Origin of the sequence: Kitasatospora sp. NPDC006697 (assembly GCF_042869935.1) — a bacterium.
In the GTDB taxonomy this organism is placed as follows: domain Bacteria; phylum Actinomycetota; class Actinomycetes; order Streptomycetales; family Streptomycetaceae; genus Kitasatospora.
This window is the reverse complement of record NZ_JBIAGU010000006.1, coordinates 92,125-114,423: the sequence shown is the minus strand read 5'-3', so window position 1 is coordinate 114,423 and position 22,299 is coordinate 92,125. Positions and strand designations below refer to the sequence as shown.

General features: G+C 74.9%; 19 protein-coding genes and 3 tRNA genes. 5 read left to right on the top strand and 17 right to left on the bottom strand.

The annotated features are described in order from the left end of the window. The first annotated feature begins 18 nt into the window (after positions 1 to 18). Both ACFYNO_RS10620 and ACFYNO_RS10615 read left to right on the top strand, forming a co-directional pair. Positions 19 to 306: a hypothetical protein gene (locus ACFYNO_RS10620; RefSeq protein ID WP_388008622.1), complete on the top strand. Its 288-nt coding sequence runs from the start codon at positions 19 to 21 to the stop codon at positions 304 to 306. 63 nt (positions 307 to 369) lie between these two features. Continuing rightward, on the top strand, positions 370 to 699 hold the full coding sequence (locus ACFYNO_RS10615; protein ID WP_388008619.1) for a DUF2087 domain-containing protein: 330 nt from the start codon (positions 370 to 372) through the stop codon (positions 697 to 699). On the opposite strand, the gene ACFYNO_RS10610 is transcribed toward ACFYNO_RS10615, so the two are convergent. The 7 genes from ACFYNO_RS10610 to ACFYNO_RS10580 all read right to left on the bottom strand — a co-directional run bounded on the left by ACFYNO_RS10610 (position 700) and on the right by ACFYNO_RS10580 (position 12,202). Next, complete coding sequence (locus tag ACFYNO_RS10610) at positions 700 to 3,333, bottom strand: ComEC/Rec2 family competence protein (protein WP_388008616.1); 2,634 nt, start codon at positions 3,331 to 3,333, stop codon at positions 700 to 702. 62 nt (positions 3,334 to 3,395) lie between these two features. Then, on the bottom strand, positions 3,396 to 4,628 hold the full coding sequence (locus ACFYNO_RS10605; protein ID WP_388008613.1) for a helix-hairpin-helix domain-containing protein: 1,233 nt from the start codon (positions 4,626 to 4,628) through the stop codon (positions 3,396 to 3,398). A 102-nt stretch (positions 4,629 to 4,730) separates the two neighbouring features. Continuing rightward, positions 4,731 to 5,576, bottom strand: a complete 846-nt coding sequence (locus ACFYNO_RS10600) for a DegV family protein (protein ID WP_388008610.1) — start codon at positions 5,574 to 5,576, stop codon at positions 4,731 to 4,733. Between the two features lie 79 nt (positions 5,577 to 5,655). Beyond that, positions 5,656 to 6,405, bottom strand: coding sequence for a hypothetical protein (locus ACFYNO_RS10595; protein ID WP_388008607.1), 750 nt, complete (start codon positions 6,403 to 6,405; stop codon positions 5,656 to 5,658). Positions 6,406 to 6,668: 263 nt separating this feature from the next. After that, positions 6,669 to 9,551 (bottom strand): leucine--tRNA ligase, encoded by a 2,883-nt coding sequence (leuS, locus tag ACFYNO_RS10590; protein WP_388008604.1) that lies wholly within the window; start codon positions 9,549 to 9,551, stop codon positions 6,669 to 6,671. A gap of 279 nt (positions 9,552 to 9,830) precedes the next feature. Beyond that, the gene (gene galE, locus ACFYNO_RS10585) at positions 9,831 to 10,820 is read right to left on the bottom strand and encodes a UDP-glucose 4-epimerase GalE (protein ID WP_388008601.1); all 990 of its coding nucleotides are present in this window, start codon (positions 10,818 to 10,820) and stop codon (positions 9,831 to 9,833) included. A gap of 92 nt (positions 10,821 to 10,912) precedes the next feature. Further along, positions 10,913 to 12,202, bottom strand: coding sequence for a hypothetical protein (locus tag ACFYNO_RS10580; protein ID WP_388008598.1), 1,290 nt, complete (start codon positions 12,200 to 12,202; stop codon positions 10,913 to 10,915). A gap of 189 nt (positions 12,203 to 12,391) precedes the next feature. Between ACFYNO_RS10580 and ACFYNO_RS10575 the strand changes: the two genes are divergently transcribed. After that, entirely contained in the window at positions 12,392 to 13,714 is a 1,323-nt protein-coding gene (locus ACFYNO_RS10575) for an MFS transporter (RefSeq protein ID WP_388008595.1), read from the top strand. Between the two features lie 60 nt (positions 13,715 to 13,774). Here the strand turns inward: ACFYNO_RS10575 and ACFYNO_RS10570 are convergent. After that, positions 13,775 to 13,847: transfer RNA gene (locus ACFYNO_RS10570), tRNA-Ala, on the bottom strand. Positions 13,848 to 13,994: 147 nt separating this feature from the next. After that, on the bottom strand, positions 13,995 to 15,467 hold the full coding sequence (locus ACFYNO_RS10565; RefSeq protein WP_388008592.1) for an MFS transporter: 1,473 nt from the start codon (positions 15,465 to 15,467) through the stop codon (positions 13,995 to 13,997). Positions 15,468 to 15,569: 102 nt separating this feature from the next. On the opposite strand from ACFYNO_RS10565, the gene ACFYNO_RS10560 reads away from it, so the two are divergent. Beyond that, complete coding sequence (locus ACFYNO_RS10560; RefSeq protein WP_388008589.1) at positions 15,570 to 16,475, top strand: helix-turn-helix transcriptional regulator; 906 nt, start codon at positions 15,570 to 15,572, stop codon at positions 16,473 to 16,475. A 70-nt stretch (positions 16,476 to 16,545) separates the two neighbouring features. On the opposite strand, the gene ACFYNO_RS10555 is transcribed toward ACFYNO_RS10560, so the two are convergent. From ACFYNO_RS10555 to ACFYNO_RS10520, 8 genes are all read right to left on the bottom strand, one after another. Beyond that, a tRNA-Ala gene (locus tag ACFYNO_RS10555) sits at positions 16,546 to 16,618 on the bottom strand. A 40-nt stretch (positions 16,619 to 16,658) separates the two neighbouring features. Next, positions 16,659 to 16,731: transfer RNA gene (locus tag ACFYNO_RS10550), tRNA-Ala, on the bottom strand. Between the two features lie 136 nt (positions 16,732 to 16,867). Next, positions 16,868 to 17,515 (bottom strand): histidine phosphatase family protein, encoded by a 648-nt coding sequence (locus tag ACFYNO_RS10545; protein ID WP_388009143.1) that lies wholly within the window; start codon positions 17,513 to 17,515, stop codon positions 16,868 to 16,870. Continuing rightward, positions 17,512 to 17,955: a ribosome silencing factor gene (rsfS, locus tag ACFYNO_RS10540; protein WP_388008586.1), complete on the bottom strand. Its 444-nt coding sequence runs from the start codon at positions 17,953 to 17,955 to the stop codon at positions 17,512 to 17,514. The genes ACFYNO_RS10545 and rsfS overlap by 4 nt, the downstream gene beginning before the upstream one ends. A gap of 98 nt (positions 17,956 to 18,053) precedes the next feature. Next, on the bottom strand, positions 18,054 to 19,820 hold the full coding sequence (locus ACFYNO_RS10535) for a LytR C-terminal domain-containing protein (RefSeq protein ID WP_388008583.1): 1,767 nt from the start codon (positions 19,818 to 19,820) through the stop codon (positions 18,054 to 18,056). A 47-nt stretch (positions 19,821 to 19,867) separates the two neighbouring features. Beyond that, a complete protein-coding gene (nadD, locus tag ACFYNO_RS10530) occupies positions 19,868 to 20,482 on the bottom strand; it encodes a nicotinate-nucleotide adenylyltransferase (protein ID WP_388008580.1) in 615 nt (204 codons plus the stop codon). Between the two features lie 91 nt (positions 20,483 to 20,573). Continuing rightward, complete coding sequence (locus ACFYNO_RS10525; protein ID WP_388008577.1) at positions 20,574 to 20,720, bottom strand: hypothetical protein; 147 nt, start codon at positions 20,718 to 20,720, stop codon at positions 20,574 to 20,576. A gap of 146 nt (positions 20,721 to 20,866) precedes the next feature. Further along, a complete protein-coding gene (locus ACFYNO_RS10520; protein ID WP_388008574.1) occupies positions 20,867 to 21,013 on the bottom strand; it encodes a hypothetical protein in 147 nt (48 codons plus the stop codon). 172 nt (positions 21,014 to 21,185) lie between these two features. Between ACFYNO_RS10520 and ACFYNO_RS10515 the strand changes: the two genes are divergently transcribed. Next, positions 21,186 to 22,289: a M48 family metallopeptidase gene (locus ACFYNO_RS10515; protein WP_388008571.1), complete on the top strand. Its 1,104-nt coding sequence runs from the start codon at positions 21,186 to 21,188 to the stop codon at positions 22,287 to 22,289. Positions 22,290 to 22,299: the final 10 nt, after the last annotated feature.

Genomic DNA, 22,299 nt, shown 5'->3' with positions numbered 1-22,299 from the left:
TGCGGACACAATGGTCCGATGAGCACGCACGACGACCACCCCACCGACCGGCTTCCGGCGGGCCGGCTGCTGCTGGTCCTGGCCGACCGCGACGCGGCCGAGGAACTGGCGGAGGAACTGACCGAGCGCTGGCCGGCGCTCGGGGTGCCCCAGCTGGTCCGCGACTCGCTGGCGGGCGAGGACGACGCCGAGGACGCCCAGTGGCTGGTGGTGCTCGAGGAGCCCTGGGACGGCTGGCAGGCAGGGACGGTCGCGGCGCTGGACGAGCTGGTGGGCGGCTACCAGGGGTGGCGCGAGTCCGAGTGAACCCGGGCGACGGGCCCGAAAACCCGTTGCCCGCGCCCGCCGGGGCGGGGGACGCTGCCCCGCATGACCACCGAGGACTCCTCCGAGCGGCCCGCGGGCGCCGGCACCGACGCACCGCCGGCCGAGCTGGCCGCCTTCTTCACCGGCGGCCGGCTGACCGCCGTGCCGCGCAAGCCGGCCCGCCGCCTGCAGGTGCTGCTGCACCTCACCGAGACCCTGTTCGCGCCGGAGCGCCGGTACTCCGAGCCGGAGGTCAACGAGGCGCTGCGCGGCGTCCACGAGGACTACTCCGCGCTGCGCCGCTACCTGGTGGAGGCCCGGCTGCTGGTGCGCACCCGGGACGGCAGCAGTTACCGGCGCGGCGAGCCGGCCGGGTCGGCGGGCGCCGCCTGATCACCCCTCCTCCTCGGGCCGCGGGTGGGTGACCGCCCGCAGGGTGGCCGGGGAGTCGCCCAGCACCGCGATGTCGCCCGCCCGGTCGGTCCGCAGCACCGTCGCGCCCTGTGCCCGCAGCCGGTCGACGGTGCGCGGGGCGGGGTGGCCGTAGGAGTTGCCGGCACCGACGCTGATCAGCGCGAGCCGGGGGTGCAGGGCGCGGGCGAGCGCCCAGTCCTGGTTGGCGGAGCCGTGGTGGGCCACCTTGAGCACGTCCACCGGCCGGGGGCGGGCGGTGCGCAGCAGCTCGGACTGGGCGGCCGGTTCGAGGTCGCCCAGCAGTGCGAACCGCAGCGAGCCGGCGGTGACCAGCAGGCTGACGCTGGCGTTGTTCGGCCCGGTCGCCGCCGCCCCCAGCGGGCCGGTGGGCCAGAGCACCTGCCAGGAGAGGCCGGGCCCGGCCGAGCGCCGCTCGCCCGGCGCCACCCGGAGCACCGGCACCCCGGCGGCCGCCGCCGACTCCCTGACCCTGGCCGCCTCGGCCGCGGGCTCGGCCAGCGTGGTGGTCTCCACCGCGCCCACCGACCGGTGGCGCAGCACGCCGGGCAGGCCGCCGCTGTGGTCGGCGTGGAAGTGGGTGAGCACGACCAGCGGCACCCGGACGATCCCCAGGTCGCGCAGGCAGCCGTCGGCCGCGCCGGGATCGGGGCCGGTGTCCACCACCACGGCGGTGTCCGGACGGTCCGTCAGCGGCAGCACCAGCAGGTCGCCCTGGCCCACCGAGCACATCACCAGCCGGGCGCCGGCGGCCGGCCAACCCGTGGCGATCCGCACCAGGGCCGGCGGGCGCAGCAGCAGGAGCAGCAGGCCGACGGTGAGCGCTGCGGCGAGGGCGCGCCGCAGCCGGCGGCGGCCGGGGCGGGACGCGGTGGCCGGATCGAGCAGCGAGGGCGGGCGGGGCGCGGCCTGCTCGGCGCCGGCGGGCGCCGGCAGGCGCTGGAAGGGGCGGGCGGGGAGCAGCAGCCGGGCCGCGTAGCCGGCCGCGGCCAGGGCCAGCACCAGGGTCGCCGCGCCGCGCCAGCCGGGTGTCCAGGCGATCTCGGCGCCGGGCAGGGCGGCGCCGGCCCGGGCCACCAGGGCCAGCCAGCCGGTCGGGTAGCCGGCCATGCCGGCCAGGAAGGCGGCGGCGGGGGCGCAGAGCGGGGCGGCGGCCAGGGCGGCGAAGCCGAGCAGGGTGGCCGGGGCGACGGCCAGCTCGGCCAGCACGTTGCACGGGATGCCGAGCAGGCTGATCCGCGGGGCGAGCAGCACCGCCGCGGGGGTGCAGAGCACTTGGGCGGCGGCGGCGCAGGCCATCCCCTCGGCGAGGTGGTGCGGCCAGCCGCGCGCGTGCAGCGCCCGGGCCCAGCGGCGGCCGAGGGTGAGCAGGCCGGCGGTGGCCAGCACCGAGAGCAGGAACCCGTAGGAGCGGGAGAGGAACGGGTCGAGCAGCAGCAGCGCCAGGACGGCGGCGCAGAGCGCGGAGAGCGCCTGGCGGGGCCGGCCCAGGGCCAGCCCGAACAGGCTCAGCAGGCCGGTGGCGGCTGCCCGCAGCACGCTCGGGTCAGGGCGGCAGAGCGTGACGAACCCGAGGACCAGCGCGATCCCGAGCAGCGCGGCCAGCCGGAGCGGGATGCCCAGCAGCGCGGCCAGGCCGCCGCGCTCGGCGGTGCCCGCGAGGGCCGGGGCGCCGAGCAGCAGGGCCAGCACGATCGAGAGGTTGGAGCCGCTGACCGCGGTGATGTGCACCAGGTCGGTGGCGCGGAAGGCCTCGTCCAAGTCCTCCGGCATCGCCGAGGTGTCGCCGACCACCAGGCCGGGCAGCAGGGCCCGGGCGTCGGCGGGCAGGCCCGCACAGGCCTCCCGCAGGCCGGCCCGCAGCCGGCCGGCCAGCCGCTGCACCCGGCTCGGTGCCGCGAGCGACTGCGGCGGCCCGCTGACGGCCAGCGCGGCGGCCGTGTCGGACCCGCCCTCGGCGCGCTCGGGCAGCACCCGCGCCAGGGTGCGGACCCGGGCCGAGGGCAGCAGCGGCTGCCACGCCGCGGTCTCCCGGTCCGGAACCAGCACCGTGACCGGGGTGCGGGTCCGGGTGGTGGCACCGGCGCTGGTGCGCACCCGGTCCGCGGTCGCCTCGACGACCAGCAGCGGGCGGCCCCGGTCGGAGCCGTGCGCGTGCGAGGTGCGCAGGTGGGGGTCGCCGGTGACGGTGAGGTCCACGGTGACCACGGGGGTGGCGGCCGGCCCGGTGTGCGGGGCGGCCGCAGCCGCCGCGAGGGCGGGGAGCGGGCCGCGGTGCAGGTCGGCGGTGTGCAGGACGGTGCAGGTGGTGGCGGCGGCGCCGGTCAGCAGGACGGCGGCGGCGAGCCCGGCGGCGCGGTGCGGACGGGGGGCGGATCGGGTGCGGGCCAGGCCGAGCAGGAGGGCGGCGAGGCCCGCGGCGAGCGCGGAGGCGGTGAACAGGGCGGTGGTGGGCCGGGTTTCCGCGCCGAGCAGCAGGACGGTGACGGCCCAGGCGGCGAGGACGGGGAGGACCAGCCGGAGGTCGGGAGCGGATGACTGGGGGTCAGGGCCGAGGCGGCGGTGGCCACCGGCGGGCGCGGTGCGGGTCGGCATCGGGGGCATCGGGGCTCGGAGGGGGTGACGGTCTGCCGGGCGGATGGTCGGGTCGGTCGGGGTCAGAGGGTGAGCAGTGGCCTCAGCTCGGCGTACTTCCGAGCCCCGATGCCGCTGATCTCGCGGAGCTGTTCCAGGGAGCGGAACGCGCCGTGCTGGGCGCGGAAGTCGAGGATGTGACGGGCCAGCACCGGGCCGATGCCCGGGAGGGCGTCCAACTGCTCCAGGGTGGCCCGGTTGACGCTCACCGGGCCGCGCGGTCCGGAACCGGGCTGGGCGGCGGCCCCGCCCGCCGGGCCGGGGACGCCGACCAGGACCTGCTCGCCGTCCACCAGGACCCGGGCGAGGTTGAGGCCCTCGGTCTCCACCCCGGGCTGCGGGCCGCCGGCGGCGCGGAGCGCGTCGGCCACCCGGGAGCCGGCCGGGAGGGTCAGCAGGCCGGGGCGCAGGACCTTGCCCGCCACGTCGATGACGACCGGCGGTGCGGCCGGGTGCGCGGGTTCGGCGGACTGCTCGGGGTCGGCGGCGGGGGCGGGCTCGGGCGCCGCCGCAGCCTCCTCCGGCTCGGTGGCGACGGCGGCGGGCGCGCTGCGGGCGGACTTGCCGGCCAGCGCGGGCAGGGCGACCGGCTCGGGCCGGCCGATCCAGAAGTGCTGGACGGCGTAGGCCACGGCGAGCAGGAGCAGCACGCCGAGGCCCAGCACGGCCTTGCGGTCGGCCCAGAGCAGCGGGTGGAGGACGGCCGGGAGCCTGAGGCTGCGCCGCTTCCGGCGGACGGTGGTCCCGGAGTCGTGATCCGGGTCGTGGTCGAGGGTCACGGCGGGCTCCGGGGTGGGCGGGCTGAGGTCCGCGACGGCGGCAGGCGGTTCGGGCTCGGGATCCGGGGCGGTCGCGAGCGGCGGCAGGGGCGGCAGCGCGGCGGGCTTGGTGCGCCTGCCGTAGCCATGGGGCCAGCCGTCGGGCACGGGCGGGTGGGACGGCTGCCCTACGGCGGCGGGCTGAACGGCCTCGACCGGGTCGGACCCGCTGACGGGGCCGCTGACGGCCTCTCGGCCCGGCGGCGCCAGCGCGCCCGGGAAGAGGTGCACCAGGCGCGCCCGGATCAGCGCATCGGCAGCACGCCGCCGTGCGGCGGGCGTTCGCAGCCGCCCGGCGAGGCCGTCCCCGGCCCGCCAACGAGCCGAAGCGGCACGCGGCCTGCGGGCGGGACGGGCGCGGGGAAGGGTCGGACGCCGGACGGCGCCGGACGGAGCGGGCGCCTGGAACGACTCGGGCGGAGCAGCGGTGAGCGTCATGCCCCAGACGCTAGGAGCCCCGCCCGGCGCCGCCCACCGACAACCGCGAACCTGTGGACAACCCCGCCCCTGTGGACAACTGACGCAGCATCAACCAGTTGATCAGACCGGCGCGACGACCACCGCGAGCAGCCCCGGCCCGACATGGGCGCCGATCACCGCGCCCACCTCCCCCACGTACAACTCCCGCAGCCCCGGCACCCGCTCGCGCAACTGCCCGGCCAGCGGCTCGGCCCGGTCCGCGGCGGCCAGGTGGTGCACCGTGATGTCCACCGGCCGCTCCCCCGCCTCCGCCACGGCGAGCTCCGCCAGGCGCGCGATCGCCCGGGACGCCGTCCGCACCTTCTCCAGCGGCGCGATCCGCCCGCCGTCCAGGTGCAGCAGCGGCTTGACCGCCAGCGCCGACCCGAGCAGCGCCTGCGCCGTCCCGATCCGCCCGCCGCGCCGCAGGTGCTCCAGGGTGTCCACGTAGAAGAAGCCCCGGGTGCCGGCCGCCCGCAGCTCGGCGGCACCGGCCACGGCCGCCAGGTCGAGCCCGGCGTCCCGCGCCTCCGCCGCGGCCAGCACCGCGTAGCCGAGCGCCATGCCGACCAGTCCGCTGTCCACCACCCGAACCGGCACGGGCGCCTCGGCCGCCGCCAGCCGCGCCGCCTCGGCGGTGCCGGAGAGCTCGCCGGAGATGTGCACCGAGACCACCCCGTCGGCACCGGCCGCCGCGGCGGCCCGGTAGGCGGCGGCGAAGGTCTCGGGGTTGGGCCGCGAGGTGGTCAGCCGCTGCTTGGCGCGCAGCGCCTCGGCGACGTCCTTGGGCTCGATCTCCACGCCCTCGGCGAGCACGGTGTCCCCGACCGCGACGCTCAGCGGGACCACCGAGATCCGGTGCCGGTCGACCGCCTGGTGGGGCAGGTAGGCCGTGGAATCGGTGACGAGCGCGAGCTGGGCGGACATGAGCCGGAGGTTACTCCTCCCGAGGTCACCCGGCACATCCGCGGCCCGCCACCGCGGCGGGCTGCGGACCGACGGGCCGTCAGTTCCCCTGCGAGCCCGGCGCCGGCTTGCGCAGCCGCTGCGCGAGGTTCCGCAGCGGCTCGCCCAGCCCCAGCAGTTCCTCCGCCGAGGGCCGCCCGCTCCCCGACCCCAGCCCGGCCCGCGGCGGCGCGCTCTGCGAGGCCGACGGACCGGCCGAAGCCGAGGCCGAAGAACCCCCCGCCGCCGGCTTCCCCTCGTCCCAGTGCCGCAGCGCCCCCGCCTCGGTCGCGATCTCCTCGCTCAGCCGGCTCAGCTCGTCCGCCGCGAACCGGTGCGCCCGGTCCTGCGCGGCCCAGCGCAGCGACTCCGCCGAGCCCGTGATCCGCCCGGCCCGCTCGCGCAGCTCGGGCAGCTTGGCGGTGATCCGCGCCGGCTCGGGCTCGCGCTCCAGCATCCGCAGCTCGCCGTCCAGCTCGGCGGCGTGCGCCTCCAGCCGGGCCAGCAGGCCGAGCGACTCGCCGAGCTGGGCGTCCGCGTGCAGCCCGCGCTCCAGCACCTCGCGGGTGCCGCCGAGCGAGGAGCGCAGGCCCAGCCGGAGCGAGGCCAGCTCGCCGGCCGGGCCGGGCTTGGTGAAGGTCTTGGCCTTCAGGGTGACGTTCTCCACCGCGCGCCGGGCCTGCGCCTCGGTCCGGTCGATCCCCTTGGCCACCGCCTTGGCCGCCTTGACGGCGGCGACCACCAGCAGCGTCACGACGGCGACTCCGAAGAGCGCGATGAGCACGACCACCACTCCGACCGCGTCGAACATCAGCTTTGCCGCCTTCCCTCCGCCACGGGCCCGTCCCGGTACCACGGTAGCCCCCGGCCACCCGTCAGTCGCCCGGTTCCGGGGTTGCGGCCGCCCGGATCAGGGCCCGTTCAGGGATGACCCTGAGGCCGCCCCGACCGCGCGCACGCATCCGGCCCGCCCCGCGCAGGCACCCGCGCAGACTGCCGAGCAGGCTGCCGCCCCGGGAACGCCGCAGGCCCGGCCGCGCACCGCGACCGGGCCTGCGGACCACCGGGCCGCCGTCAGCCGGTGACGATGTTCACCAGCTTCGGCGCCCGGGTGATCACCTTGCGCACCGGGGCCTCCCCGATCGCCGCGACCACCGCCGGGTCGGCCAGCGCCAGCTGCTCCAGCTCCGCGTCCGAGATGCCGGGCGCGACCTCCAGCCGGGCCTTGACCTTGCCCTTGATCTGCACCACGCAGACCACCGACTCGTCCACGGCCAGCGCCGGGTCCGCCACCGGGAAGTCGGCGAACGCCAGCGAGTCGGTGTGGCCCAGGCGGTGCCACAGCTCCTCGGCCACGTGCGGGGCCAGCGGCGCGACCATCAGCACCAGCGGCTCGGCCACCTCGCGCGGCGTGCTGCCGCGCTTGACCAGGAAGTTGTTCAGCTCGATCGCCTTGGCCACCGCGGTGTTGAAGCGCAGCCCGGCCAGGTCGCCGCGGATGCCGTCGATCGCCTTGTGCAGCGCGCGCAGCGTGGCCTCGTCGGCCGGCTCCTCGCTGACCACCAGCTCGCCGGTCTCCTCGGAGACGATGTTGCGCCACAGCCGCTGCAGGAACCGGAACGAGCCGACCACGGCGCGCGGGTCCCAGGGGCGGGAGACGTCCAGCGGGCCCATCGACATCTCGTACAGCCGCAGGGTGTCGGCCCCGTACTCGGCGCAGATGTCGTCGGGCGCGACGGCGTTCTTCAGCGACTTGCCCATCTTGCCCGCCTCGCGGGTGACCGGCTCGCCCTGCCAGGTGTAGCCGCCGTCGCCGGTCTCCGCGACCTCCGCGGCCGGGACCGGGAAGCCACGGGCGTCGCGGTAGACGTCGGCGGTGATCATGCCCTGGTTGAACAGCCGGTGGAACGGCTCGACCGAGGAGACGTGGCCCAGGTCGTGCAGGACCTTGTGCCAGAACCGGGCGTACAGCAGGTGCAGCACCGCGTGCTCGGCACCGCCGACGTACAGGTCGACGCCGCCGTGCGGCTTCTGCTCGGTCGGGCCCATCCAGTAGGCCTCGTTGGCCGGGTCGACCGGGGCCTCGCGGTCGCTCGGGTCCACGTAGCGCAGCTCGTACCAGCAGGAGCCGGCCCAGTTGGGCATGGTGTTGGTCTCGCGGCGGTACCTCTTGACGCCGTCGCCCAGGTCCAGCTCGACGTTGACCCAGGCCTCGTTGCGGGACAGCGGGGTCTTGGGGGTGCTGGCGGCGTCGTCCGGGTCGTAGGTGTGCGGGGAGTAGTCCTCCACCTCGGGGACCTCGACCGGCAGCATCGACTCGGGCAGCGCGTGCATCGCGCCGTCCTCGTCGTAGACGATCGGGAACGGCTCGCCCCAGTACCGCTGGCGGCTGAACAGCCAGTCGCGCAGGCGGTAGTTGACGGTGCCTTCGCCGATGCCGCGCCCGGCCAGCCACTCGGTGACGGTGCGCTTGGCGTCCACCACGCTCAGGCCGTCCAGCGAGACGCCCTCGCCGGCCGAGTTGACCAGCACCGAGTCGTAGGTGTCGAAGGCGTCGTCCCACTCGGCCGGGTCGGTGGAGCGGCCGTCGGTGGGCTGCACCACGCAGGCCATCGGCAGCGAGAAGGCCCGGGCGAAGGCGAAGTCGCGCTGGTCGTGCGCGGGCACGGCCATGATCGCGCCGGTGCCGTAGCCCATCAGCACGTAGTCGGCGATGAAGACCGGGATCGGCTTGCCGGTGACCGGGTTGGTCGCGTAGGCGCCGGTGAAGACGCCGGTCTTGACCTTGGCGTCCATCTGCCGCTCGACGTCGGACTTGGCGGCCGCGGCGGCCCGGTAGGCGGCGACCGCCTCGGCCGGGGTGTGCGCGCCGCCCTTCCAGTCGTTCAGCGTCTCGCTGGGCCAGGCGGCCGGCACGATGGAGTCGACCAGCTCGTGCTCGGGGGCCAGCACCATGTAGGTGGCGCCGAACAGGGTGTCGGGGCGGGTGGTGAAGACGGTGATCTCCCGGTCGCCGACCGGGAAGTCGACCCGGGCACCCTCGGAGCGGCCGATCCAGTTGCGCTGCTGCAGCTTGATCGCCTCGGGCCAGTCCAGCAGGTCCAGGTCCTTGATCAGCCGGTCGCCGTACGCGGTGATCCGCATCATCCACTGGCGCAGCTTGGACTTGAAGACCGGGAAGTTGCCGCGCTCGGACCGGCCGTCGGCGGTGACCTCCTCGTTGGCCAGCACGGTGCCCAGGCCCGGGCACCAGTTGACCGGCACCTCCTTGGAGTACGCCAGCCGGTACTCGCCCAGCACCTCGTCGCGCTCCACGGCGGACAGCTCGGACCAGGCCCGGCCGTCCGGGGTGGCGCGCTCGCCGGCGGCGAACTGCGCGACCAGCTCGGCGATCGGGCGGGCCGCGTCGGCGGCCGGGTCGTACCAGGAGTCGAAGATCTGCAGGAAGATCCACTGGGTCCAGCGGTAGTACTCCGGGTCGATGGTGGAGATCGACCGGCGCGGGTCGTGGCCCAGGCCCAGCCGGCGCAGCTGGGCGCGCATGTTGGCGATGGCCGCCTCGGTGGAGACCCGGGGGTGCACGCCGGTGGCCACCGCGTGCTGCTCGGCGGGCAGGCCGAAGGCGTCGTAGCCCAGGGTGTGCAGCACGTTGTGGCCGGTCATCCGCTGGTAGCGGGCGTACACGTCGGTGGCGATGTACCCCAGCGGGTGACCGACGTGCAGGCCGGCGCCCGACGGGTACGGGAACATGTCCATGATGAAGCTGTGCGGCTTGCGCGCGACCGCTTCGCCGGCCTCCGAGGCCAGCGGGCCCACCGGGTTGGGGGCGTTGAAGGTGCCCTCCTTCTCCCAGGTGTCCTGCCAACGGGACTCGATGTCGGCGGCCAGGGCGGCCGTGTACCGGAACGGCTCGGTGGTGGCCTCGGCGGCGCCGGAGGCAGGGGTCGTCTCGCTCATGGTCCTTCGAAGCTCCGTCGTGTCAGATAGCGAATCGTCAGCTGAGCGGTCGGGGGCGGGGCTCGCCGTCCGGCCCCGGTCCTTCACAGGGCGGCTCCGGAAACAAAAAAGCCCCTCGCAGGAGGGGTCGCCACGCTGACTCCGGCATGGCCCGCTCGGCTCCGCCGGTCCTGGTCAGCGCGGCCGGCTAAGGAGCAGGCGCACGGTTCGCATGGCCCAAGGCTACCCTAGGGCCGTCCCGCGGCGCCCGAGGGCATCGCGGGGCGGCCCGACGACGGGTCAGGCCAGCCGCGAGTCGCGCACCGCGACCCAGCGCAGCGAGTCCCGGATGCCGTCCACCAGACTGTGCTCCGGCTTCCAGCCGAGCAGCCGGGCGGCCCGGTCGCTGCGGGTGTAGGCACCGGCCACGTCGCCCGGGCGGCTGCCGGTCTCGGTGACCGCGACCGGCTCCTCGACCACCGAGTTGAACGCCGCGACCAGCTCGCGCACGGTGGTGCCGGTGCCGGTGCCCAGGTTGACGGCCGCGGAGCGCCCGCCGTCCAGCGCCTGGTCGAACCGCTCCAGCGCGGCGACGTGGGCGGTGGCCAGGTCCCAGACGTGCACGTAGTCGCGGATGCCGGAGCCGTCCCGGGTCGGCCAGTCGGTGCCGGTGATCCGGAAGGTCCCGCCGGTCGTGTGCGCCTCGATCAGCTTGCCGAGCGCGTGGCTGGGGTGGCGCACCTGCAGGCCGGTGCGCAGCTCGGGGTCGGCACCGATCGGGTTGAAGTAGCGCAGCGAGAGGATCCGGATCGGCTGGGTCGCGGCGATGTCGGCGAACATCCCCTCGCAGACCGCCTTGGTCCGGGCGTACGGGCTCTGCGGGTCGTGCGGCGCCTGCTCGTCCACGCTGAAGTCCGCACCGGCCGCGTAGATCGAGGCCGAGGAGGAGAAGATCATCCGCTCGCAGCCGTTGCGCAGCAGGTGCCCGGTGAACTCCAGGCTCTTGGCCACGTTCGCCCGGTAGTAGCCGATCGGGTCCGCCACCGAGTCGGGCACCACGATCAGCGCGGCGCAGTGCACCACGGCCTCGATCTCCGGGTGCTCGGCGAAGATCCGGTCCACCAGCGGGCCGTCGGCGATGTCGCCCTGGTAGAAGACCCGGCCCTCGGTGAACTCGCGGCGGCCGGTGACCAGGCTGTCCAGGATGACCGGGGTGTGCCCGGCGGCCAGGCAGGCCGTGGCGACGGTGCTGCCGATGAACCCGGCGCCGCCGGAGATCAGAACCTTCATGAGCCGCGCTGAACCCTTCGCTCGGTGTGCGGGGGCAGCCTAACGCGCGTCCCCCCTGAGCGGTGACGCGCCCGGAGCCGGGGCGGTTGCGATCAGTCGGCCGGGGCGGGCAGCGGCCGCGGGCCGTCGAACTCCCGCAGCACCCGGGCGACCAGGCCGGACTGCATGCCCGCGGCCAGGGTGCGGGCGCGGTCGGCGGTGGCCGCGGCCCGGGCCGCGTCGCCGGTGCGGCGGTAGGAGTCGGCCAGCCGGATCAGCAGCAGGGCCCGGGCCCGGGCGGCGGTGAGCTCGGCGACCGCCTCCAGCAGCAGCGGGCGGGCGTGCTTGTGGTCGTCCAGGAAGAGCCGGGAGCAGCCGATCAGGCCGGCCAGTTCGGCCCGCTCGGCGCCGCCGGGGAGCGCGGCCCAGGCCCGGTCGGCGGCGGCCTCGGCGGCCGCCCGGTCGCCGTTGCGGCCGTGCGCCAGGGCGAGCCGGCCGAGCTGGCGGGCCCGCTGGTACGGGCTGAGCTGCTGACCGGCCGCGGCCAGCGCGGTGCCGAGCAGCTCGGCCGGGTCCAGGCCGCGGCCCGCGCCGTAGTAGGTGAGCTGCACGGCCAGGCTGCCGACCACGCTGACGGCGAGCCGCGGATCGCCGGCCACGTGGGCGGCGCGCAGCGCGGCGACGTAGGCGCGCTGGGCGGCGGCCTCCTGGCCGAGGTCGGCCCCGGCCCAGCCGACCAGCCGGGCCAGCCGGCCGGCCGCGCCGTAGAGCGCCCGGCCCAGCGGCTCCTGCTCCGCGTAGCTGCCGAGCTCCAGCAGCTTGCCGACCATGGCGAGTTCGGCCCGGGCCGGCTCCAGCACCAGGCCGCCGCCGAAGGCCCGGCCGAGCCGGCGCTTGCCGGACCAGGCGGCCTGCAGGTCGGTCAGCTGATCGGCCGTCACCGGCATCGCCCCGGTGCCGCCGGTGAGCGGGGGCGGGGGCGCCGACCACTGGTCGACGGCACGGGCCAGCTCGTCGCCGCGGAACAGGTCGGTCAGCCGGACCGGCGCCACCTGGAGGCCGGCCTCGCGGAGCGCGATCTGCGCGGTCTCGGCGGTCCACGGGTCGGTGAGCAGCCGGGCCGAGAGCACCTTGGCGCCGCGGTGGCTGCCCATCCGCCCCCACAGCTGCTCGTAGGTGACGGCGATGCCGACCGCCCGGCTCAGCACCTCGCAGACCGCCTGGTCGTGCGGGGCGCGCGGGACCATGCCGCGGTCGCGCCACTTGTAGGGCGCGGTCTGACTGATCGACAGGCCCGGCGGCAGCACCAGGTTGACCTCGCGGGCCAGCCGCTCCGGGCTCCAGGCCAGCTGGTGCAGGATCCGGGCGAGCTCTTCGTTGCGGATGCGCGCGAGATCGGCCATGGCCCGACCGTAGCCAACCGTGGCCGGTTCTGGAGCACCATCGCCGGGAAATCACCTTGGGTGATCGACCCCGCCGAACGGGTCAGGGATTTCACCAGGTCTGACGCGGTAACCGACTTCTGGCGTAACCCAGGGCGGTCACTCAGCGTAGGACAGCACGCCATCCCCGATCCCGGAAGGGTCACCCTCGTGCGTTCCACAGTCCTGCTCCCCCGCTCCGGCCGCGCCACCGCCGCCCCGCCGCCCGCGAACCGCCGCCCGCTGGCCCGACGGATCGGCCGCCGGCGCGGGCTGCTGGCCGCCGCCGTGGTGGTCAACCAGCTCGCCTACGGCGCGGTCTACTCCTGGAGCATCCTCTCCGCCGGGCTGCAGTCCCCGGCCGGCAGCTTCGCGCTCGGCCGGGACGAGGCCGGGCTGCCGTTCGCCGCCGCGCACGCCGTGGTCTTCGTCGGCACCGTGCTCGGCGGACTGCTGCTGACGGTGCCCCAGCAGGCCGACGGCAGCCCGGGCCGGCGCTCCCGGCTCTCGCCGCGCCGGATCGCCGTGCTGGCCGGACTGCTCTACGCGGGCGGCTACCTGCTGGCCGGCTGCGCGCAAGGGCGGCAGGACTTCTGGCTGGTGCTGCTCGGCTACGGCGGGATCGGCGGGGTCGGCCTCGGGCTGGGCTACATCGTGCCGACCACCATGCTGCAGCGCTGGTTCCCCCGGCACCGGGCGCTGGCGGCCGGGGTGGCCACCGGCGGCTTCGGCCTCGGCTCGGTGCTCAGCGCGCCGCTGAGCCGGCTGCTGGTGGCGCACTACGCGGCCGACCCGGCCCGGGTGCTGCTGGTGCTCGGCGCGGTCTTCCTGGTCACCACGCTGACCGGGGCCGCGTTCTTCGCCGACCCGCCCGCGCTCGCCACCGTGCCCGCGCAGTCCGGCCCGCAGGCCGGTCCGGTCGGGCTGCGGCCCGGCCAGGCGCTGCGCACCGGGCGCTGGTACCTGCTGACGCTGATCCTGTTCTGCAACACCGCCGCCGGGATCAGCATGCTCTCGGTGGTGGCCCCGGCGGCGGGCAGCCTGACCGGGCTCGGCCCGGCCTGGGCCGCCGTGCTCACCGGCGTGCTCGGCGTCTTCAACACGGTGGGCCGCCCGCTCTGGGGCTGGCTCTCCGGGCGGACCGGGCTGCTGAACGCCTTCGTGCTGATGCTGCTGGCCCAGGGCCTCGGCCTGCTGGCGCTCTCCCGGGCGCACTCCCCCTGGGCCTTCCTGGCGCTGGCCGCGCTGGTCTGCCTCTGCTTCGGCGGCGGCTTCGCCACCATGCCGGCGGTGGTCTCGGAGTTCTTCGGCCTGGCCCACGCGGGCGCCGTCTACGGGCTGATGCTGATCGGCTGGGGCATGGCCGGGCTGGCCGGTCCGCTGGCGGTGGCCCAGGTGGCCGCGCGCTCCTCCTACTCGACGGCCTTCCTGGCACTCGGCGCCGTGACCGTGGCGGCGGCGGTGCTGCCCCGGCTGGTCCGCCGCCGCAGCTGACCCGCCGTCAACAACGCCGAAGGGCCGCCTCCCGATTCGGGAGGCGGCCCTTGGTGACTGTGGAGCTATGGGGAATCGAACCCCAGACCTCTTGCATGCCATGCAAGCGCTCTACCAACTGAGCTATAGCCCCGAGCATTTTTTTGCCGCCCGACCGGTCTCCCGCGGCGACAACAGTTACTTTACACGGTCCCGGGAGTGCTTCACGAATCCGTTTCCCGGCACCGCCCGCCGTGCTGGCGGGCGGTGCCGGGACGCGACGGACCCCGTGCTCCCCGGCTCAGCCGAGGTTGGCGGCGCGCCGGGTGCGGAAGGCGAAGACGGCCGAGACGGCGGCCACCACGATCATGCAGGCCGTGGTGGTCTCCAGCGCGTGGCCGGAGGCCGAGGACTTGGCCGGGTAGTTCACCGCGCTGAGGAAGACGGTGCCGAGCAGCGAGACCCCGACCACCTGGCCCAGCTGCACCATGGTGACCATCACACCGGAGGCGTCCGGGGCGTCGGCCGGCGCGACCCGGCTGAGCGCCCGGGCGAAGAGCGGGCTATAGGCGAACCCGGCGGCCACGCCGTTCACCACCAGCAGCAGCTCCAGGCCGATCCCGACCTGCCCGCCGCCGCGCATCAGCAGCCCGAGCAGCAGGTAGCCGGCCCCGCCGACCAGCAGGCCGATCATCGGCAACGGCAGGTGCAGCCGCTTCGGCAGCCGGTGCCAGTGCAGCCCGGAGAGGCCGAAGCCGACCGCCACCGGCGCGAAGGTCAGGCCGGCCTTCAGCGGCGAGTCGCCCAGGCCCGCCTGCAGGTGCATGGCGAAGGAGAAGAGGAAGCCGGAGAAGTTGAGCATGATCAGGAACATCGCCACCCCGGCCGCCGCCAGGCCCGGCGAGCGCAGCACCCGGCCGTGGATCAGCGGCTGGCCGCCGCGCTGCGCGATCCGCCGCTCGACCGCCACGAACAGCCCGAAGGCGAGCACCGAGCCGGCCAGCATCACCCAGCCCCAGACCGGCCAGTGCAACTCGTGCCCGAGCACCAGCGGCACCACCAGCAGGCCGATCGCCGCCGCCAGCACCAGCAGCCCGACCAGGTCGAGCCGGCGCTCCCGGTCCAGCGGCAGGTGCGGCAGGGTGCGGTGGCCGAGCACCAGCAGCACCACCCCGATCGGCACGTTGACCAGGAAGATCGGCCGCCAGCCGCTGCCGAACAGGTCGGCGCTGACCAGCACCCCGCCGAGCACCTGCCCGGCCACGCTGCCGCCGGCGATCACCGCCGTGTAGACGCCCAGCGCCCGGGCCCGCGGGGCGCCGGTGAAGGTCTTCTGGATCAGGCTCATCACCTGGGGGACCATCAGCGCCGAGCCGATCCCCTGGAGGAACCGGAAGCCGATCAGGGCGCCGGCCGTGGGCGCCAGGCCGCAGGCCAGCGAGGCGAGGGTGAACCCGGCCAGGCCGAGCTGGAAGAGCCGGCGGTGCCCGTACCGGGCGCCCAGCCGGGCCCCGGTGATCAGCAGCACCGCGTAGGCGATGGTGTAGCCGGCGATCACCATCTGCAGGCCGGCGCCGTTGGCGTGCAGGTCGGTGCGGATGGTCGGGGCCGCCACGTTCACCACGGCGACGTCGAGGATGGCCATGAACTGGCCGGTGAGGATCAGGCCGAGCACCACGCCCGGCCGCCCGCCGCGGGCCGCCCCGCCGGCGCTGCCGTCCGCCGGGGCGGGACCGGTCGCCGTGTGCGACCGCGCTGTCTGAAGGTCCGTCATGCCCCAAGCCTGCACCGCCGCTGATACTGGTGGTTAGAGCCTGCTGATCCTGGTACTGGCACTACCTGCCAGACCGCCGGACGGTACGTCAGGATAGGGGACATGACCGTGCTGGAGCAGTCCGCCGCCCCCGCCACCACCGCCGCCGAACCCACCCGCCGCACCGAGCTCGCCGCCTTCCTCAAGGCCTGCCGGGCCCGGGTCTCCCCCACCGACGTCGGTCTGCCGCCGGGCCTGCGCCGCCGCACCCCGGGGCTGCGCCGCGAGGAGGTCGCGCAGCTCGCCGGGGTCGGGGTCACCTGGTACACCTGGCTCGAACAGGGCCGGCCGATCAACGCCAGCGACCAGGTGATGACCGCGGTGGCCCGGGCACTCCTGCTGGACGAGGTCGAGCGGGACCACCTGTTCCGGCTGGCCGGCCTGCCGACCGCCGAGCTGTCCGACCTGATCTGCCCCTCCGTCGACCCGGCGATGCAGGTGGTGCTGGACGGCCTGACCCCGCTGCCGGCCGCGATCTGCAACCGCCGCTACGACGTGCTCGCCTACAACGGGGCGTACGACGCGCTCTTCCCCGGCGCGACCCGGGCCACCGCGCCGCACGGGCGCCGCAACTCGCTCTGGTGCGCGCTGACCGTGCCGGACTGCTGCAACCCGTTCGTGAACCGGGAGGAGGAGCTGCCCCGGATGGTCGGGGTGCTGCGGGCCGGCTACGCCAGCCACATCGGCGAGCCGTCCTGGGAGAACTACCTGCGCGAGCTGTCCGCGGTGAGCGAGCGGTTCCGGCAGCTCTGGGCCAGCCAGCAGGTGGCCCCGGCCACCACCGTGCTCAAGGTGTTCCGGCACGCCGGGATCGGCGAGATCCGGGTCAAGGCCTCCTACCTGACCATGCCCGGCGTGCCCGACCTCTACCTGGTCGTCTACACCCCCGAGGGCCCGCAGGACCGGGAGAAGCTGGAGTGGGTGACCGCCCACCCGGACGCGCCGGTGGCCGACCACGCGCACGGCTGAGCCGCACGGGCCCGGCGGCGGGAACGCCGCAGGGCCGCCTCCCGGTGGGAGGCGGCCCTGCGGTCTTCGGTGGAGCTATGGGGAATCGAACCCCAGACCTCTTGCATGCCATGCAAGCGCTCTACCAACTGAGCTATAGCCCCGCAGCCCTCGCGGCTCCCTGAGGAACCGTCCGGTGCGGAGTGGAGCTATGGGGAATCGAACCCCAGACCTCTTGCATGCCATGCAAGCGCTCTACCAACTGAGCTATAGCCCCGCACCCGGAAGGCCCGCCGCCCCTTCGGACCGCGTTCCTTCCCTGCGAACGAGGAAGACTCTAGCTGGTCAGGCCCGGAATGACGAAATCCCGGCGAGCGGAGCCTGAACCCGAGGAGTCGGCCGGGGCCGCGGGCTCAGGACTCGTCGCCGATCACCGGCTCCGGCAGGGTGCCGGCGTTGTGCTCCAGCAGCTTCCAGCCGCGGGCGCCCCGGCCCAGCACCGACCAGCAGCAGTTGGAGAGCCCGCCCAGGGCCTCCCACAGCTCCGGCTCCAGGCCGAGCAGCCGGCCCAGCATGGTCCGGATGGTGCCGCCGTGGCTGACCACCACCAGGGTGCCGTCCTCGGGCAGTTCCTCGGCCGCGGCCAGCACCACCGGGACCGAGCGGTCCGCCACCTCGCTGGTCAGCTCGCCGCCGCCGCGGCGGACCGGCTCGCCGCGGCGGAAGGCCTCGTACTCCTCCGGGAACCGCGCGCGGATCTCGGCGTGGGTCAGGCCCTGCCAGCTGCCCGCGTAGGTCTCCCGCAGGCCCGGGTCGTGCTTCACGTCCAGGCCGGTGAGCTTGGCCAGCTCGGCCGCGGTGTCGGCGGCCCGCCCCAGGTCGGAGGAGACCAGCAGGTCGGGCTTGAGGCCGGCGAGCAGCCGCGCGGAGCGCCGGGCCTGCGCGTAGCCGGTCTCGGTGAGCGGAATGTCCGTGGTGCCCTGGAACCGGTTCTCCAGGTTCCAGGAGGTCTGGCCGTGCCGCCAGAAGACGATCCGCGGTCCCCCCGCGCGGCCGCTCAGCTGAGGTCCTGCAGGTAGCCGATGGCGTTGCCGGCGTCGTCGGTCGCGGCGTCCTCGGGGCGGTTGCGGGTGGCGACGGCGTCCTCGGGCAGCGGCAGCTCGGGGCAGTCCTTCCAGAGCCGGTCCAGCGAGTAGAAGGAGCGCTCCTCGGAGTGCTGCACGTGCACCACGATGTCCAGGTAGTCGAGCAGGACCCAGCGGCCCTCGCGCTCGCCCTCCCGGCGCACCGGCTTGACGTCCAGCTTCTCGCGCAGCTGGTCCTCGATCTCCTCGGCGATCGCCTTCACCTGGCGGTCGTTGGCGGCCGAGGCGATCAGGAAGGCGTCGGTGATCGACAGCACGTCGCTGACGTCGAAGGCGACGACGTTGTGCGCCAGCTTGTCGGCCGCCGCCTGGGCGGCGACGTTGATGAGTTCCTGCGAGTGTTCGGTTGCGGTCACGATGCTCTTTCGGCTCGGGCAGTGCGGTTTCCGCTTCCAGGATCTCACGCCGGGCCGACCCGCCACCGCGCCTTTACCGGCGGCGGACCGGCCCCGGGCTACTGGGCCTTCGGCGCCTGGTAGTCCTTGCCGAGCAGCACCACCAGGTCGGCGGTCTGGGCGGCCGAGACCTTCTTCACCGCACTGTCCGGCAGGCCGAGGCTGGCCGCCAGCGAGTGCGCGGCCTGCGCCCGGGAGTCGTCGGTGTAGCGGATCTCACTGGTCGGCTGCACCGGCGCGGTGCCGCCGTTGGGCACGAAGGTCAGGCCGGCGTTGATCACCTGGGCCTGGGCGGCCTGGGCGTTGTCGGTGCTGCCGCTGGCGTCCACCAGGCTGACCCGGGCCGGGGCGCTGGTGGCCTGCGCGGTGTGCACGGTGCCGCCGAGCACGTCCTTGACCAGCGGGCCGGCCTTGGCCTCGTCCAGCGTGCCGTCCGGCTGCACCGGCAGCTCGGAGGTGCTCAGGTGGCCGGCCGCGGACTGCTGGTTGAGCTGCACCAGCAGGCCGGCCAGCGACCGCTCCGGCAGCGAGGGGTCCGGCACCTGGCCCATCCGGTGCACGTCGTCCTGGGCGTCCGCCATGGTGTTCGGCATCGCGGCGATCACCGCGGCCATCACCTGGCCGAACCGGTGCAACTGGGCGTCCCGGGCCTCGCCCGGACCCTGGTAGGTGGCGTAGAGCACCGCGGTGTCCCCGGTCAGGGTGCGCTGGCTGCCCTTCTCCACCGCGACCTTGCCGTCCGGGCCGGTGAGCTGGACGTCGGTGTCCACCTTGATCCCGCCGAGCTGGGCGACCAGCAGCCGCAGGTACGGGGTGTCCAGCCGCCAGGTGGCCGAGACCGGGGCGCCGAGCACGGTGCCCAGGCCCTCCCGGGTGGTGGCCGGGCCGAGCCCGGTCAGCGCACCGGCCAGCGCGGTGGTGCCGCCATCGTCGGCCGAGGGCACCAGCAGGTTGTCCGGCAGCAGCAGGACCGAGCCCTTGTGGTTGGAGGCGTCATTGACCAGCAGCGCGGTGCTCACCTTGCCGTCCAGCGAGCGCAGGTGCACCGCCACCACGTTGCGGCCGCCGGTGGCCTGCGCGGCCGTCGGGCTGCCGAAGATCGAACCGGTGGCCCAGAGGTAGCCGACCGTGCCGCCGGCCGCGAGCAGCAGCGCGACGCCCGCGCCGATCAGCCGGGTGCGCAGCTTGCGGCGGCGCTCGTCGCGGCGCTCACTGCGGGACTCGGCGAACTTCAGCCAGTCGATGACGTCCTCGGACTCCTCCGCCTCCTCGTCGACGAAGGTGAACTCACCGGTCTGGTACGGGTCCTGCTCGGGGCGCGGCTTGGCGGCCGAGCGGCGGCCGCCGACCTTCTCGGAGGGCTCGGCGGGCTGCGGCGGCTCCGCGGACGGCTCGGCGGCCTGCGGCGGGGCCTGCCGCGGGCGCGGCGGCCCCGCCGCGGGCGGGGCGGGCGCCGGGGGTGCGGGAGCGGGCGGGACCGGGGGCGCGGCCTGGTACTGCGGCTGCGCCGGGTACTCCTGGTAGTACGGCTGCTCGTAGCCGGGCTCGCCGCCGTAGGGCTGCTCGTAGACCGGCTGCTGGTACGGGTAGGCCTGCTGCTGGTAGCCCTGGTCGCCGCCGTACGGCTGCTCGTAGACCGGCTGCTGGTACGGCTGCTGCTGGTACTCCTGCTGCTGGTACCCCTGTGGCTGGTGGCCGGGGTACTGCTCGTACTGCTGCCCGTACGCCTCGTACTCCCCGTACGGCTGCTGCTGGTAGGCCTGCGGGTGTCCGCCGGAGGACCAGTCGCCGTCCTCGGGCCCGTTGCGGTCTGCCGTTCCGGTCACGCCGTCACCAAGCTCTTCCGTGTGTCCTGATCAGCCGGTCGGCCGGCTCAGCCGGCGTCCAGGTAGAGGGCCCGCTTGTCGATGTAGCGCACCACTCCGTCCGGGACCAGATACCAGACCGGCTGGCCCTTGGCCACCCGCACCCGGCAGTCGGTGGAGGAGATGGCCAGCGCCGGGACCTCGACCAGCGAGACCCCGCCGGCGGGCAGGCCGGGGTCGGTGAGGGTGTGGCCCGGCCGGGTGCAGCCGATGAAGTGGGCCAGCGAGGCGAGCTCCTCGGCGTCCTGCCAGGTGAGGATCTGGGCCAGCGCGTCCGCGCCGGTGATGAAGAACAGGTCGGCTTCCGGGTGCTGGGCCCGCAGCTCGCGCAGGGTGTCCACGGTGTAGGTCGGGCCGCCGCGGTCGATGTCGATCCGGCTGACCGAGAACTGCGGGTTCTCGGCGGTGGCGATCACCGTCATCAGGTAGCGGTCCTCGGCCGGCGAGACCTTGCGCTCGCTCTTCTGCCACGGCTGCCCGGTGGGCACGAAGACCACCTCGTCGAGGTGGAAGGCGCTCGCGACCTCACTGGCCGCGACCAGGTGACCGTGGTGGATCGGGTCGAAGGTGCCACCCATCACCCCGAGGCGCCTGCGCCGCTCCGGCCTGCTCTCTCCCGTCATGCCGCCACACCTTACGCGACCCGCGAGACGGCCGGTCGACCGCGGAGCGGCCCCGGGGGGCCGGGGCGCCCCGGGGTGCGGCGGCCGCGGCTCAGCGGTCGCGGTTGAACCGGGTGGTGATGAAGAGCAGCAGCAGCAGGATGAAGAGCGCGCTGCCACCGGTCAGCAGCGGGTTCAGGCTGTCGTGGTTGCTTCCCTCGGCCAGGGCGGTCAGGGTGGGCAGGGCACTGGAGGTCATGATGGCAGGGCCTTCTCGACTCGGTGGGGGCCAGGACGCGGGTCCCGGCGACCGGGGCGGCCCGCGCGCTCATCGTACGGGGCGCCCGTGCGCAACCGCGCGGCGGCTCCCCGCGTCTGACTCCAGGTGAGGTCTCGTCCGGGTTCTCAGTTGTCGCGGTTGGCCCGGGCCAGGATCCAGACCAGCGCCAGCACGCCGAGGATCGAGCCCACCACGATCAGGCGCAGGAAGAGGCCGGGACCCGAACCGGCGGAGATCGGACCGGCCAGGGACACCAGGGCGGCGGGGGACATCGGCGGGCTCCTCGGAGGACGTGGTGCGATCGGGCAGCCAGCTTAGGCCGCCTTCACACCCGGCCGGTGCACCGCCCCCGGCGGCCGCCCCCGCACCACCCCCGCGGGGGACGTCCGGAGGCGGTCGAGCGTTGAGAACCAGCACAGACGAGTCGAGAGGGACGCAGCAGTCATGACCGATTCCCCCCGGGCCGACGGCCCGGCCGACAACGTGCCGAGCCGTCGCCGGCAGCGTTTCCCCGAGATCTCCACCCGGGCCTGGGAGCACCCGGCCGACCGCTCCGCGCTGGTCGCCCTGCGCAAGCTCACCGGGTTCGACGACGTGCTCAAGAAGCTGGCCGGACTGGTCTCCGAACGGAGCGTCCGGCTGATGTTCCTGGCCACCGCGGTGAAGACCTCCGAGCGCCAGTACCCGGAGCTGTACGACATGGTCCGGGACGCGGCCTACGTCCTGGACCTGGACAAGGTGCCGGACCTGTTCGTCACCCAGGACCCCGCCGTCAACGCGATGTGCATCGGGATGGACACCCCGGTGATCGTGCTGACCACCGGCCTGGTCGAACTGCTGGACGAGGAGGAGCTGCGGGCCGTGATCGGCCACGAGGTCGGGCACGCGATGTCCGGCCACGCGGTCTACCGGACCATGCTGCTGATCCTGACCAGCCTGGCCACCCGGATCGGCTGGCTGCCGCTGGGCAACCTGGCGGTCATGGCGCTGATCACCGCGCTCAAGGAGTGGTTCCGCAAGGCCGAACTCTCCTGCGACCGGGCCGGCCTGCTGGCCGGTCAGGACCCGCAGGCCTCGATGCGCGGCCTGATGAAGCTGGCCGGCGGCCACAACCTGGGCGAGATGAACGTCGACGCCTTCCTGGAGCAGGCCGAGGAGTACGAGAAGGCCGGCGACCTGCGCGACGGCGTGCTGAAGCTGCTTCAGGTGCTGCCCCAGTCGCACCCGTTCGCGGTGGTCCGGGTGGCCAAGCTCAAGGCCTGGTCGGAGAGCGACGAGTACCGCTCGATCCTGGCCGGCGCCTACCCGCGCCGCGGCGACGACCCGCAGGCCAAGGTCAGCGACCAGTGGAAGGCCGCGGCCGACTCCTACGGGAAGTCGATAAAGGAGAGCAAGGACCCGCTCTTCTCGCTGCTGCGCGACATCGCGGACGGCGCGGGCTCGGTGGGCGGCAAGCTGCGCGACACCTTCACCGGCGCCGGCAAGGGCAGCGGGAACGGCAGCGACGGCGGCGATGCCGAGCCGGAGAAGGCGCCCGCCGGCAGCTGAGCCCGCCGGG